This window comes from Halovenus halobia (assembly GCF_051414135.1).
Lineage (GTDB): Archaea > Halobacteriota > Halobacteria > Halobacteriales > Haloarculaceae > Halovenus > Halovenus halobia.
Genome location: NZ_JBLKOA010000001.1, coordinates 1236018 through 1248964, shown reverse-complemented (window position 1 = coordinate 1248964; position 12947 = coordinate 1236018). Strand labels below are relative to the sequence as shown.

Sequence of the window (12947 nt, the reverse complement as noted above, 5' to 3'; positions counted from 1 at the left end):
GAGGACGTCGCTAGACCGCGGCCATCAGTTCGTCGGCAAAGCTGGTTTCGACGAAGACCACGATTTTGTCACCGGCCTGAAGTTCGGTGTTACCACGCGGTGTAATGAGCGCGCCCTCGCGTGTGATTGCGCCGATGACGAATCGGCCGTCGAGTTCTTCGTCGAGGGCCATGATTGTTTTGCCGACCATCATACTGTCTGCTTCGAGTTGTAGTTCCAGCACCTCGGCCTGGTCGTTTTCGAGGACGGCCAGATTCTCCGCGACGTTCTCGAAGCTGAACCGCGTGATATCCTCGGCAGTTACGTCTCGGGGGTTGATTGCCACGTCGATGCCAATCTCCTTGAACAAGGTGACGTACTCGGTGTTGTCGACCACTGCGATGACGCGGCTGACACCGAGTCGCTTAGCGAGGACTGCAATCAACAGGTTGCGCTCGTCGGAGTTCAGCGCCGCAATCAACACGTCCGACTCGTCGACGTGCTCGCGGGAGAGAAAGTCCGTATCGGTCGCGTCGTGTTGCATGACCACGGTGTTGGGCAGGTCCTCGGCGAGGGTACGGGCACGGGACTCGTTGGCTTCGATGAGTCGGGGCTTTGTCGACTGTTCTTCGAGCAGCCGAGCAGTGTGATACCCAATCTCCGTGCCGCCAGCAATCACGACATCGTCAGCGCGTTCGGCAGCGTCATCGGGCGCGATATCGGTGCCGAAAGCCCGGACGCTCTCTGGACTGCCAATGACGACGGCGCGGTTCCCTTCCTCGATGCGTGTCTCGCCGTCCGGAATGACCAGTTCGTCGCCACAGAAGAGGCCGGCGAAGGTGAGCGAGTCGAAGCGGTCGGCTTCGGCGACGGTCTGGCCAGCAACGGGACTACCTTCGACAATCTCGAACTCGGCCATGTGGACCGTCCCGCCCACGAACAGGTCGAGGTCGATTGCGGTTGGGAGCCCAATCACGCGGACGATATTCTCGGCAGTCAGCAGGTCAGAACAGACGACGTGGTCCGCGCCGAAGGCCCCGTGTTTGCGGTCCCACGTCCGGAGATACTCGATCGATTTAACCCGGGCAATCGTAAAGGGGTCACCCAGCGTCTTTGCCGTCCCGCAGGCGACGAGATTCGTTCGGTCGTTGTCGGTACAGGCGATGAACATGTCGGCCTCGCCGACGTTGGCTTCCTCTTGTACCGCCATCGAGGTGCCGTCGCCGGCTATCGCGAGCACGTCGAACTCGAATTTGAGTTGCTCGGCACGCTCTTCGTCGTTCTCGATCACGACCACGTCGTGGTCGCTGGAGAGGTTGCTGGCAATCGACGTTCCAACTTCACCTGCACCGATAATCACGACGCGCATACCGCTACAATTCCCGCGACTCACAAATGGCTTACTCCACGACGTGGGGACGCGAGCGCCGCCAGTCTGCGACCCCCAAAATTGGACATGCGGATTTTTTCACGGGATTATTGGAAAGGAAACACAATCTGAATAGCTCTCAAAAGTCTCGCACGATTCTTCCAGCAAATTCTGAACGATATCGAATTACGAGCCTGACTAGTATGCCCGCTGTTTCTTCCCTGTTTCACCCGAAGAGGTGGACGTATGACTGACACAGGAATACTCGCGGTTACACTGAGTACAGCAGAGGGACCGACACAGGCCGAACTGTTCGAGCACGTCCTCAACGACGCGTTGTTGGGGAGTTCGATCTACCTCAACATCGCGCTGGCAGGGCTGTCTTTGCTCCTGTTTGCGTACATGGCCCGCAACGTCACCGACCCGCGGGCGCAACTGATCGTGGTGTCGACGATGATTGTCTCCGCAGTCTCGCTTGTAAGTTACACTGGTCTGGCCTCCGGGCTGACGATCTCGATTATCGAGATGCCGGACGGCCACGCGCTGGCCGGGACGTCGACAACCCTCAGCGGCGGCGGAACCTACGACGGAACGATTAGCCTCTGGGGCCGGTATCTGACGTGGGCGTTCTCGACGCCGTTTATCCTGCTCGCGCTGGGCCTGCTCGCGGGCTCGAACCTGACCAAAATTGTGACGGCAATCGTCTTCGATATCGCCATCATGGTGACTGGACTGGGAGCCGCGCTGACGACGTCCTCGCACCTGCTGCGGTGGTTCTGGTACGCCGTCAGCGTCAGTTTCTTCCTCGTTGTCGTCTACATCCTGCTGGTCGAGTGGCCCGAGGACGCGAAGGCAGCGGGCACCGCCGAGATATTCAACACGCTGAAAATCCTGACCGTCGTGCTGTGGTTCGGCTACACGCTCTGGTGGGCCATGGGCAACGAGGGCCTCGCGCTGATTCGCAACGTTGGGCTTACCTCGTGGGGCTACAGCGCGTTCGATATCGTCGCCAAGTACGGCTTCTCGCTGCTGGTGATCAGATACGTCGTCAACAACGTCAGAACAGTCAGCGCCGGCAGCGAGTACGGGTCAACATCCGACGTGGCCCCGGCCGACGACTGACCGAGCAGCGGTAATTTCCGGCAACATTGAGGGCTTTTTTGTACTAACGAGCGGTGATTCGGGGGCAGATGCACAAAATTATTTATGCGCTCTCGCCCCGTTCGTTTCTGTGGTACGAACACGAGTCTTGCTCGTCGACGACGGCCCCGTCGGCGAGACCATTTCGGCACTCGAGGACCGGGAGTGCCGGGTTACGGTTGTGTCTTCTATCGCCGATGCGATACGCAAACTCAGAAACGGCCGACTGGACACCCTCGTGACGGAGTATCAGCTCCCCGACGGAACCGGTCTGGAACTGCTGGAGGAGGTCAGACAGAACTACGAAACCCTGCCTGTCATTCTTTACACTGCTCACGGAGACGAACACGTCGCGAGCAGGGCAATCGACGCTGGCGTCTCGTCGTACATCCCGAAAGATGGGCCGACGACCGCGGAGCGACTGGCCGAGACAGTCGTCGAGTTGACCATCGCGGACGTGACCGGCGTCGAGAGTGATGACCTGCCGACGCCGACGGCAGAGACGATTATCAGAGCGGTGGACGAAGCCCCGATTGGGATCACCATCTCGGACCCATCGCTGCCGGACAATCCGATGGTCTACATCAACGAGGCCTACGAGGAACTGACCGGTTACAGCGCCGACCTTGCACTGGGGCGGAACTGCCGGTTCCTGCAGGGGCCGGACACCGACGAGGCAGCCGTGACGGAAATGCGCGAGGCCATCGAGAACCGCGAACCGGTCGATGTGGAGGTTGTCAACTACCGCGAGGATGGGACGCCGTACTGGAATCACGTCACTATCGCACCGCTGTTCGACGAAGACGACAACCTGACACACTTCGTTGGCTTCCAGAACGACGTGACCGACCGGAAAGAGGCCGAAGCAGTCGCCAAACAGCGGGCCGACTCACTGCGCGAGGAACGTCAGGCTCTGGAGCGCGTGCTGGGCCGGATGAGCGGGCTTGTCAACGATATCAGCCACATCCTAGTGAACTCCGAAACCCGCGCCGAAATCGAACAGGAAGTCTGTGCAGAGATTGCGCAGGCTGACGGCTACAGTCACGCCTGGATTGGCGAGTCACAGACGCCCGGGGGCGGGATGACTGTCTCCGTCGGCGGTGCCGGCGGGGCCGCCGAACTCGAAACCATTACCGAGTGGGAAGGGACAATCTTCGAGCAGGCAATCGAGCAAGGAACCGTCCAGGTTGCCACCGGAGACGGCGGCCTCCCGGCGGCGGCAGCCCCCTCCACGCACGGCGCAAGTTCGATGGCAGTCGTGCCGCTGACCTACCGGCGGGCGACCTACGGCGTGCTCGCAGTCTACGCCGAGCGCTCTGACGTGCTCGACCGCCGAGAGTGCAAAATTTTCGAGGCGCTCGGGCAGATGATTGCAAGCGGTATCAACGCTGTCGAAACCAAGCAAGTCCTGACCGCCGACCGGGTGATGGAACTGGGCTTCGAGATTACCGACGAGTCGTTCCCGTTGATCGAACTCGCACAGGTCTCGGAGGGGTCAGTCAGCTACAACGGGTCGACCATCGAGGATGACGTGTTGCGGGTGTTCGTCACGATGTCTGGGTCCGAGGCAGACTTCGACGAGATTATCGGGCAGTGTGAGACCATAACCGACGGATTCGTCATCGCTCAGCAAGACGGCACGATTGCCGCCTCGGTCGAACTGCAGGAAGCAGATGTCTTCAGAGAACTCGCGGAGTACGGCGCGACACTGCGGGATTTGTCGGTCTCCGGAGACTCGAACACCGCACAACTGCATGTAGACCTCCCCGTCGAGGGTGATGTCCGGTCGGTGCTGTCTGAACTCGAGTCAGCGTATACCGGCGTGAATCTCGTCCGCCAGCGTGAGCGCGAACGCGACCCGCGACCGACCGCAGAGTTCGTCGCTGCCGTTGCTGACCGGCTGACCGACAGACAGTACACCGCCCTCGAAACGGCCTACCTCAGCGATTACTTCGAGTTCCCACGGCCGGTGTCCGGGGAAGAACTGGCTGCGTCGATGGATATCTCCCGGCAGACCTACCACCAGCACCTCCGGGCGGCCCAGCGAAAACTCCTGGAGGAGTTTTTCGAGACTGACTGACTGGGGGTTGGCAGTACCTGACACGTATGCGGGCAGCGTTTTTATGCCACCGTGTAAATTCTACAGTATGACTAGCCCGGACGAGACTGTCGCCAGAGGCCGGTTCTACCGAGCACAGCGCGGGAGTGAGTCGGACCGTCCGGGTGGACTGGGAGGTGGTCTCTGATGGCCCCGTTGACCTATCTCCAGTTTCACCTGATTTTCGTGTTGCCCCTGCTCTTCGTGCTCGCGGCCGCTGTCTACCTGCGGGCGGAGACGTGGTCGGGCCCGGAGCCGCTGAGTGGGCTTGCTATCTTGCTCTGTCTGGCGCTCGTGTACACGATTCCGTGGGACAACCTGCTGATCGCAGAGGGCGTCTGGTGGTACGGCGACGGGGCCACGGCCGGCACCATCTGGCAGGCCCCCATTGGCGAGTACCTCTTCTTTGTGTTCCAGCCAATCATCGTCTGCCTGTGGCTGTTTCAGTTCCCACGAATCGACGATGTCTCGCTGATTCGTATCCCGCTCGTGTATCGCGGACTCGGGGTCGCTGCCGGCGCAGCAGTCAGCCTCGTTGGCTACCTGATGCTTGGCGTTCAGTCGCTGTATTACCTCGGTGCGATTCTGTTTTGGTCCGGACCAATTCTCTCGATTCACTGGGGCTTTGGCTGGCCGTATCTCTGGCGACTCCGCAAGACGATGCTGCTCGGGATCAGTCTCCCAACGCTGTACCTCTGTACCATCGACCGGATTGCAATCGACATGGGCCTGTGGGTGCTCTCAGACGCCCACACGACTGGCATCACCGTCCTCGGCCTGCCAATCGAGGAGGGCGCGTTCTTTTTCATGACGAGCCTCTTTGCCGTCCAGACGCTGCTGATGTACATGTGGCTGCTCGACCGCGTCGAGCGTGGTGAACTGGACGAGTGGAAGCTTGCAGTCAGAGAGTTTCGACTCTTTCCTGAAATGGACCGATGACAGCGACACGAATCGCCGTGCCGAGTGCTCGCGCTCGCGAAATCGCAGCCACATACTCCATCAGGCCGGGCTGGGTCGTGCTGGCAGTTGTTGCCATCGTCGCCGTGCTCGTCGGCGAGGTACCACGGCGCTACCAGTACGCGCCGCTGGTGGTCAGCGTACTCGCAATCGGCCTGCCACACGGCGCGGTCGACCACCTCATCATTGCCCGCCAGCGCGGCGAGGGACTGACGGTTCGCTGGCTCGGTATCGTTTCTGGACTCTACCTCCTGTTCGGGGGTGCATACGGGCTGGTCTGGTTCGTGTTTCCAGTCGCCGCGTTCGTCTTTTTCATCCTGTTGACGTGGTTTCACTGGGGCCAGGGTGAGCTCTACCCGCTGCTGGATATCGTCGGCGCGGAGTATCTTCGCGCCCCCAGCCAGCAGGCACTGACCGTCCTCGTCCGCGGCGGCGCGCCGATGGCCGTGCCGCTGGTCGCGTTCCCCGGCCAGTACGAGTTCGTCGCCACGTCGCTGGTTGGACTGTTCGACCCGGCGGCCGCCGACGCACTCGGTCCGGCGTTCACCCCCCGGGCGCGAATCGCGGTTGGAGCCCTCTACGGCGCTGCGGTGCTCGCAACAATCGGACTCGGCTGGCTTCGGACCGAGGACCACGGCGCGTGGCGCGTCGACGCCGGCGAGGTTGTCGGGTTGACGGCTTTCTTCCTCGTCGTCCCGCCAATTCTCGCCGTCGGCGTCTACTTCTGTTTCTGGCACTCGTTGCGACACATCGTCAGGACGGTACTGGTCCACGACGAGTCTGCGGCGGCAGTCGACCGCGGAGAGATTCCGACCGTGGCCGGTCGGTTCGCGCTCGACGCCGCGCCGATGACCGCCGGCGCGCTCGCACTGCTCGGACTGTTGTATCTGCTCGTCCCGCGCGCGCCCGGCGAACTGTCCGGATTGGTGGCGCTGTATCTCGTGCTCATCGCCGTGTTGACGCTGCCACACGTGGTGATTGTTAGCTGGCTGGACCGCGAGCAGGCTGTGTTTTGAGGGATTGGGTTAGCAGGATTCGGTTCCGTTTTGATTTCGAATAGCCAGAAAGCCCCCGCCTGTTCGAGTCGGGGGGACTCGCTGCGCGCGCTCCTTCCAGTCGCGTGCTTACGTCACCGGGAGACTCCGTCTCCCGAGCCCGCGGCGAAGCCGCGGACGCCCGCCTTCCTCGAACAGGCGGCCCCTTTCAGTCCCGCCCTATGGCTTGTGACACGGGCCACCGTGGGTGGGACTGAAAGGGGCGACTCTCTCGGCGAACCCCGACGACGCAAGCACCTACGGCGCGCAGCGAGTCGCGGGAGTCGAGAGAGTCGGGGCTTTCTGGTTCATCGAATCCAAGTCCACACACCCAAACACAACCCCTCAAAGAGTCCGAAACGGTAGTTCTTTTAGGACACACGCCGGCGTGTGAACCATGGTACGCCTCGGGCTGGTGGTCGCGCAGTTCAACAAAGAGCGGCCGATTACGCACGAGATGGCCGACCGGGCCCGCGAGGCCGCGGCCGACCACGGTGCAGAAATCGTCGAGACACTGGAAGTGCCGGGGTCGTACGACACGCCGCTGGCGGCAGACCGGCTGGCGCGTCGCGACGATATCGACGCCGTTGCAGTGATTGGGACGATCATCACCGGCGATACGGACCACGACCAGGTAATCGCCGACGCCGCCGCGCAGGGACTGACGGATGTCAGTCTCGACCGCGATACCCCAGTTGCATTCGGCATTACCGGCCCGGGGATGAGCCAAGACGAGGCCGTTGCCCGTATCGACTACGGTGCAACGACCGTCGAGAGTGCAATCGAGCTTGCGTCTGAACTTGACAATGACTGAGTACGACATCACCGACCGCGTCGAACGTGTATCGCCGAGCGCCACGCTCGCTATCAGCAACAAAGCCGCCGAACTCGAAGCCGAGGGTGTCGATGTCGTCGACCTGAGCGTCGGCGAACCGGACTTCGACACGCCAGAGAACATCAAAGACGCCGCAAAGGAAGCCCTCGACGCTGGCAAAACGGGCTACACCAACTCGCAGGGCATCCCCGAACTCCGTGAGGCCATCACCGAGAAACTTCACGACGACGGCCTCGACCAGTACGGCCCAGAGAACATTATGGTCACGCCCGGCGGGAAACAGGCCCTGTTCGAGTTGTTCCAGACGCTGACACAGGAGGGCGACGAAGTCGTCCTGCTGGACCCGGCGTGGGTTTCCTACGAAGCGATGGCGAAAATCGCCGGCGCAGACCTGAAACGCGTCGACACCGCAGCGCACGATTTCCAGCTCGAACCCGCACTGGACGAACTCGCGGAGACAGTCTCCGAGGAGACTGACCTGCTCGTCGTCAACTCACCGGGCAACCCCCACGGAGCGATGTACTCGGACGCTGCCCTCGAAGGCGTCCGTGACCTGGCCGTCGAACACGACTTCCTCGTGATTTCTGACGAAATCTACGACGAAATTACCTACGACGGCGCCGAGCAGACGAGTCTCGGTTCGCTCGATGGGATGGACGACCGAACGCTGACGCTCAACGGCTTCTCCAAGGCCTACGCGATGACGGGCTGGCGGCTTGGCTACTTCGCCGCGCCGGAAGACATCGTCGACCAGGCTGGCAAGGTCCACGGCCACTCCGTCTCCTGTGCCACGAACTTCGTCCAGCACGCCGGTATCGAAGCGCTGCAAAACACCGACGAAGCCGTCGCAGAGATGCGCGACGCCTTCGAGAGTCGCCGGGACTTCCTCGTCGAGGAGTTCGAGTCCCGAGGTGTCGATATCTCCACGCCCCAAGGTGCGTTCTACATGATGCTCCCTGTTGCCGACGACGACCAGGCGTGGTGTGACGACGCTATCAGCAACGCTCACGTCGCGACGGTGCCGGGCAGTGCCTTCGGGACGCCGGGGTATGCTCGAATTTCCTACGCTAACAGCAAGGAGCGACTACAGGAAGCAATCGACCGACTCGAAGCCGAAGACCTGCTCTGACGGGAACGGACGACTTTTGAGCGGAGCCAGCGTAGACAGTGGTATGTTACTTGTCCGCGGGTGGGCCGGCGATAGCGCGCTGACGGGGACGATATTCGAGGAAGACGAATCACCCCCCGAGTACAGCGGCTCGCCAAACACAGACGCGCCATTCGTCTGGGTCTGTGACGAGTTCTACGAGGTCGAAAGCGGCGGCCAGACACAGACTATCGAGGGTCGCGAACTACAGGTCGCCTTCGAGTCACCAATGCCACGGGGTTTCGAGAGCCGCGAGGCGGCATTGACGGCCGCCAAAGAGCACCTCCGAACACAGTTTGTTCGTCTCGGCGTCGAGAGCGACACGGTCGAAATCGAACTCCTCGACGAGGACGAAAATACGGTCCAGCAGCCCTGACTACAGTTTCGTTGCACACTCACAGCAGTACTCGAAGGTCGGGTCGTTTGCCGTCTCACAGTTCGGGCAGACGTGTCTGGACGAGTCAAAGTCCGGTTTCGCTCCGGCCTCGGGGTGGGTCGGTTCGTGGGCCGCGGCGTCACGGACGATGTTGCGGAGGACGTACAGACCGATGGCAAGCCCGACGAGCAGTGGCCCAACCAGGGCGGCCAGCCACAGCAGTTCGAGCATACGAGAAGTTGGTGGGCGAGCGTGCTGATTCTTTCGGCGGTCAGGAGTCGGTGACTCGTCTGCTCAGTTCGTCTGTCGTCAGCCCGATGACTGCCCCCGCGAGCATCGAGACTACCGCCGCGAGTGTCTGCCCGGCGAGTCCGGAGACGCCGAAGGCAGTCGCGTCGGCGGCGTTGACACTGAACAGCGTCGCGTAACCGAAGAACGCGCCCGGGGTGAACGAGAGCAGCGGGACGAACTCGTGCAGACTGGCCAGCAGCATGAACCCGCCGACGACGAAACTGAGCGTGAGTGTCCCGCCGCCGACGGCACTGACGAGGGCGAGTGTCGCGGCCGCGTAGGCAATGCCGGCGAGGTTGCTTGCAGCGCCCCTGGCGAGACCATCGAACCCCTCACCCGCCGCGTAAAAGCTCGCAGAAGCGATAAACGAGGGCCACAGCGGGACGTTGCCAGAGACGAAGACGTACGTCCACGGCACTGAAACGAGACCGAACACGACTGCGAGCGCCCATGTGCGATTCAAGCCCCGGAGTCGTCGCCACTGAATCATCTTCATTTGCCGGGATTAGTCGCCTACACGGACGTATGCTGTGGATGGGAGTGGCTCAGTGGTCGACCCACTCAGCAGGCCCCCAGCGCTTGTCGTTGTAATCCGTTTGCTGGTCGCTCTCGAAGGCGTGTTCGATGCGTCGCCTGATTGTTTCCTTCCCCCGGCGGCCGATACGGGCCAGTTCGTCGGCCTTGCCAACGGCCAGCGGCGGGCCCCGCTCGCGGGCCACTGCTCCCAAAAACTGCGTGGTAAGTGCCTCGCGGCGCTGCTCGTCTCGGGTGAACACGTAGGGCGCTTCGACCCGGTAGAGCAGGTCGTCTCGGGGGTCGTAGATGACGAAGAAGGTCACTTCGTAGGCTTCGTCGTCGAGGTTTCGCTCTCTGTCGAGGTCGATTGTCCCATCCGCGAGGACGCCGTCAGTGCCCGCCCGGGAGCGGTACCAGCCTGTGAACGTCAGCGTGTCAGTCTGCAACTCGCCGTCGCCGTCGTGGCGTTCGAGTACACGCCGGAAGAAGTCGCTGTCGTCGACCCAGGGGACGCCACTGACGCGGCGCAGTTCGCGCGTAATTGCTTTCGAGGCGCTGTTTTTGACGAAACCCGTCAGCGGAACATCTCTGTCGACGAATCGCTCGACGAGTTCGATGTAGTTGCCGATGACGTCGGTGAACTCCTCGCGTTCGATGATGAGTCGTTCGAGTTCGGGGTCGCGTTCGACCCACTTCAACAGCCCCGTCGGGTAGATTGGTCCGTCGAGCACGAGCAAGTCACCGACGACTTCGTGCTGTTCGAGGGCGTGGTCACTCTCGGCGAGATAGAGGGCGAGGGCGTGGACGACGACCTGCTCGTGACGGTCGACTCGCGGGGCGCGCAGGATGCGCCGGCGGGCGTACCCGTCGTCGTCCATCCGCCAGTCAGTTTCCTCGAAGTTTGCCGCGGTATCGTTGGTGTGGACGGTCATCACGATTGTCCGGCCACGGTGGAGGTCGATATCTGACGGGACGCCAGCCATCGCCGCCTGCGAGACATCGACTACGAGCCCGTTTTTGAACGTCGTCGGGTTGATTGTGCCTGCGTCGAGGCCGTGATGCGTTGGGTATGGCGCGTCAGTGAGGGCGATGTCTGCTGTCGAAACCTTGTGTTTGCCGTGCTCTCCCAGTGGGTCGAGGGCGACGTTGCCGCTGCTGTCGTACAGCGGGTCGAGAAACTCGGCAAACGCCCGCTCGGCGAGTGCAGTCTGGTCTGTCTCGTCGACGGCCGCCCGGACTTCTGTCGCGAGGTCGGCGATGCCGTCCACGTGGACGGGGTCGAGTGTCATACCCGCCGTTGTGCGGCCACGGATAAAAGAGTATCAGCGACTCTCGCCATCTGCGTCGTCGTTGTCGTCGTTGTCGTCGCTGGCGTCGTCTTCCGGTTCATCGTCGAGATTTTCCTTCAGCGTCTGGAGTTCAGCGTCGACATCCACGGTGACAGCGTCCGAATCGGCCTCGTCCTCGGGGTCAAGGCTGCCGTCAAAGTCAGCGTTTGCTGGCTCGTCTGCCTGAAGCTGCTGACTTACGGTCTCCTGGAGTTGCCGTGCTTCATCCAGCAACTGCTGCACTTCGTCGTTCGCGCCGCCCTCTTCGAGCGAGGACTGCACCCGCGCAAGCGTATCGTCCAGACGGGAGAGCGCTTCCGCGCCGAGTTCGTCGGCCCGCCGGCGGACCTCGCCTCCGGAGTCTGACTGGCTGCGTGGGTCGCGCCCCTCGGCGAGTCGAATCGTCCGTCGGAGCAGTTTCAGCGCCCGGATGTTCGTCTCCAGCAGGAGAATCAATCCCGGAATCGCAACCTCGCTGGTGAACTGCGAAAGCTGCTGGCGTGTCGAGAGTTCTGCCGTCTCCTCTCGTTCGAGTTCTCGCTTGAGCACCTGCAGTTCCCGCGTGAGGTCACGCAGGAGTCGCGTGATGTCGACATCTCCCGAGTCACTCATTGGCGGCTATACGACTGTGAGCTACAAAAACACTCCCCGCTGTTTCCGAATTTGGTACGAAATACTGTCCGGGTACTGAGGGCCATCGTTTAGGCAAGCCAAAACCCTTTTAGTTTTAGGGGTGCCTAAGTCCTGGTAATGGAAGCTAACTACGAGAGAGACGCGGAGCAGTCCCCGGAGCTCTGTGCCGACTGCGACGTGACAGCACACACGAGTTGCCCGGACCGAGTCGTGTTCGTCGAAGCAGACAACACCGACGGCTGGATTGCGACCGACTATACTGTCGAACTCTCCCGATAACAGCAGTGCTGTCGGCTGTGTTCTGAGCGGTCTCTTTGCGGTTCGAGTAAGAATAAGAAGTTACGGCACTGTGCTTGCAGCCACGCGAGGTGGGTGCACCCGATTAGTTGTGCATCGTCGACTCGGTGACCAGCGTGTCGTCACCGAGGTAGTGTTCGAGGTGGTGGGCGTCTTCTTCGACTTCGACGAGGATCTGTCGGAGAATCTCCGCCGTCGCGTGGTCGCCGAGGTTGGTCGCGAGTTCGACGTGGTCACGGAGGGATTCGATGATGTCGCCGTAGATTTCGATGTCGTGTTCGAGGGAGGTGCGGATGTCGTAGATGTCGTCGTCCTCGGGTTCGACCGGGGAGTGCTCCTGAATCTGGCTGAGGCCGGCAACCGGCGTCCCACCGAGGGCCTGGGCGCGCTCGGCGATTTCGTCGGCTGTCTGTTCGGCGCGCTCGGCGGCCTCGCCGAGGAAGATGTGCAGGTCACGGAACTCCGCACCTTCGACGTTCCAGTGGTGTTTGCGGAGCTGGTGGTAGAGTGTGAACGTGGCCGCGAGGTCTGTGTTCAGCGCGTCGATGATCTGCTCGGATTTGTCTGTGTCGAGCCGCAGGTCGTTTTCTTCGACGGTACCGAACTCTCGCATCGCTTCTTTTTGGGTGCTCATACAGTTCATAATTCTCTCGCCAAGGGTATAAATCTACCCGTATAGAAAATATATTTTGGTTTCTGAAAACAGATTATTTGCTTCCTAAATTGCGTTTTTCGTTGTTCGATATTCGTTGCGGCCTCAAACATGTTCGAGGATAGACTCAGGACAGCATTCGGTGAGAAAAGATCGAACGCGAACACGAGAAATTGAGAAAATTCCTAGGCTACGTGATTGAGTTGATGCTTCTAAGAGAGTCAGCAACAATTGCAACAGAGACAGACAGATCCACCACAGTAGGCGTCAGTGCTGGACAGTGTGGCGGTCTCGA

The 12947-nt window shown here is 61.3% G+C and carries 14 protein-coding genes; 8 read left to right on the top strand and 6 right to left on the bottom strand.

Features of this window, described 5'->3' with window-relative positions; translation table 11 throughout:
- Positions 1-10: 10 nt before the first annotated feature.
- Positions 11-1348, bottom strand: coding sequence for a Trk system potassium transporter TrkA (gene trkA, locus ACMGFM_RS06670; protein ID WP_436901661.1), 1338 nt, complete (start codon positions 1346-1348; stop codon positions 11-13).
- A 246-nt stretch (positions 1349-1594) separates the two neighbouring features.
- On the opposite strand from trkA, the gene ACMGFM_RS06665 reads away from it, so the two are divergent.
- The 7 genes from ACMGFM_RS06665 to ACMGFM_RS06635 all read left to right on the top strand — a co-directional run bounded on the left by ACMGFM_RS06665 (position 1595) and on the right by ACMGFM_RS06635 (position 8935).
- Positions 1595-2470 (top strand): bacteriorhodopsin, encoded by an 876-nt coding sequence (locus ACMGFM_RS06665; protein ID WP_436901660.1) that lies wholly within the window; start codon positions 1595-1597, stop codon positions 2468-2470.
- Positions 2471-2579: 109 nt separating this feature from the next.
- Positions 2580-4568 (top strand): bacterio-opsin activator domain-containing protein, encoded by a 1989-nt coding sequence (locus ACMGFM_RS06660; protein WP_436901659.1) that lies wholly within the window; start codon positions 2580-2582, stop codon positions 4566-4568.
- A 165-nt stretch (positions 4569-4733) separates the two neighbouring features.
- Positions 4734-5525: a lycopene cyclase domain-containing protein gene (locus tag ACMGFM_RS06655; RefSeq protein WP_436901658.1), complete on the top strand. Its 792-nt coding sequence runs from the start codon at positions 4734-4736 to the stop codon at positions 5523-5525.
- Positions 5522-6559, top strand: coding sequence for a Brp/Blh family beta-carotene 15,15'-dioxygenase (locus ACMGFM_RS06650; protein ID WP_436901657.1), 1038 nt, complete (start codon positions 5522-5524; stop codon positions 6557-6559). The genes ACMGFM_RS06655 and ACMGFM_RS06650 overlap by 4 nt, the downstream gene beginning before the upstream one ends.
- Before the next feature lie 415 nt (positions 6560-6974).
- Positions 6975-7391 carry a 6,7-dimethyl-8-ribityllumazine synthase gene (gene ribH / locus ACMGFM_RS06645; protein WP_436901656.1) on the top strand — a complete coding sequence of 139 codons (417 nt, stop codon included), beginning with the start codon at positions 6975-6977 and terminating at the stop codon, positions 7389-7391.
- Positions 7384-8541: a pyridoxal phosphate-dependent aminotransferase gene (locus ACMGFM_RS06640; RefSeq protein WP_436901655.1), complete on the top strand. Its 1158-nt coding sequence runs from the start codon at positions 7384-7386 to the stop codon at positions 8539-8541. Before ribH ends, ACMGFM_RS06640 begins: the two co-directional genes overlap by 8 nt.
- Positions 8542-8584: 43 nt before the next feature.
- A complete protein-coding gene (locus ACMGFM_RS06635; protein WP_436901654.1) occupies positions 8585-8935 on the top strand; it encodes a DUF7113 family protein in 351 nt (116 codons plus the stop codon).
- On the opposite strand, the gene ACMGFM_RS06630 is transcribed toward ACMGFM_RS06635, so the two are convergent.
- Genes ACMGFM_RS06630 through ACMGFM_RS06615 form a run of 4 tightly spaced genes read right to left on the bottom strand, consistent with a single transcriptional unit; the run spans position 8936 to position 11682 of the window.
- Positions 8936-9166 carry a hypothetical protein gene (locus ACMGFM_RS06630; RefSeq protein ID WP_436901653.1) on the bottom strand — a complete coding sequence of 77 codons (231 nt, stop codon included), beginning with the start codon at positions 9164-9166 and terminating at the stop codon, positions 8936-8938. It abuts the gene before it with no gap.
- Positions 9167-9206: 40 nt separating this feature from the next.
- On the bottom strand, positions 9207-9722 hold the full coding sequence (locus ACMGFM_RS06625) for a DUF1097 domain-containing protein (RefSeq protein WP_436901652.1): 516 nt from the start codon (positions 9720-9722) through the stop codon (positions 9207-9209).
- Between the two features lie 49 nt (positions 9723-9771).
- A complete protein-coding gene (locus ACMGFM_RS06620; protein ID WP_436901651.1) occupies positions 9772-11031 on the bottom strand; it encodes a DNA double-strand break repair nuclease NurA in 1260 nt (419 codons plus the stop codon).
- Positions 11032-11064: 33 nt separating this feature from the next.
- A complete protein-coding gene (locus ACMGFM_RS06615; RefSeq protein WP_436901650.1) occupies positions 11065-11682 on the bottom strand; it encodes a DUF7547 family protein in 618 nt (205 codons plus the stop codon).
- 138 nt (positions 11683-11820) lie between these two features.
- Between ACMGFM_RS06615 and ACMGFM_RS06610 the strand changes: the two genes are divergently transcribed.
- Positions 11821-11982 carry a hypothetical protein gene (locus ACMGFM_RS06610; protein WP_436901649.1) on the top strand — a complete coding sequence of 54 codons (162 nt, stop codon included), beginning with the start codon at positions 11821-11823 and terminating at the stop codon, positions 11980-11982.
- Between the two features lie 103 nt (positions 11983-12085).
- Here ACMGFM_RS06610 and dpsA read toward each other — a convergent pair whose 3' ends face one another.
- The gene (gene dpsA / locus ACMGFM_RS06605; protein ID WP_436901648.1) at positions 12086-12634 is read right to left on the bottom strand and encodes a DNA starvation/stationary phase protection protein DpsA; all 549 of its coding nucleotides are present in this window, start codon (positions 12632-12634) and stop codon (positions 12086-12088) included.
- Positions 12635-12947: the final 313 nt, after the last annotated feature.

Bases quoted from the DNA above. Each gene is read 5' to 3' on its own strand.
- ACMGFM_RS06650 (WP_436901657.1), top strand. From the start codon at position 5,522: ATGACAGCGACACGAATCGCCGTGCCGAGTGCTCGCGCTCGCGAAATC.
- ACMGFM_RS06615 (WP_436901650.1), bottom strand. From the start codon at position 11,682: ATGAGTGACTCGGGAGATGTCGACATCACGCGACTCCTGCGTGACCTC.
- ribH (WP_436901656.1), top strand. From the start codon at position 6,975: ATGGTACGCCTCGGGCTGGTGGTCGCGCAGTTCAACAAAGAGCGGCCG.
- ACMGFM_RS06640 (WP_436901655.1), top strand. From the start codon at position 7,384: ATGACTGAGTACGACATCACCGACCGCGTCGAACGTGTATCGCCGAGC.
- dpsA (WP_436901648.1), bottom strand. From the start codon at position 12,634: ATGAGCACCCAAAAAGAAGCGATGCGAGAGTTCGGTACCGTCGAAGAA.
- trkA (WP_436901661.1), bottom strand. From the start codon at position 1,348: ATGCGCGTCGTGATTATCGGTGCAGGTGAAGTTGGAACGTCGATTGCC.
- ACMGFM_RS06625 (WP_436901652.1), bottom strand. From the start codon at position 9,722: ATGAAGATGATTCAGTGGCGACGACTCCGGGGCTTGAATCGCACATGG.
- ACMGFM_RS06610 (WP_436901649.1), top strand. From the start codon at position 11,821: ATGGAAGCTAACTACGAGAGAGACGCGGAGCAGTCCCCGGAGCTCTGT.
- ACMGFM_RS06620 (WP_436901651.1), bottom strand. From the start codon at position 11,031: ATGACACTCGACCCCGTCCACGTGGACGGCATCGCCGACCTCGCGACA.
- ACMGFM_RS06635 (WP_436901654.1), top strand. From the start codon at position 8,585: ATGTTACTTGTCCGCGGGTGGGCCGGCGATAGCGCGCTGACGGGGACG.
- ACMGFM_RS06665 (WP_436901660.1), top strand. From the start codon at position 1,595: ATGACTGACACAGGAATACTCGCGGTTACACTGAGTACAGCAGAGGGA.
- ACMGFM_RS06655 (WP_436901658.1), top strand. From the start codon at position 4,734: ATGGCCCCGTTGACCTATCTCCAGTTTCACCTGATTTTCGTGTTGCCC.
- ACMGFM_RS06630 (WP_436901653.1), bottom strand. From the start codon at position 9,166: ATGCTCGAACTGCTGTGGCTGGCCGCCCTGGTTGGGCCACTGCTCGTC.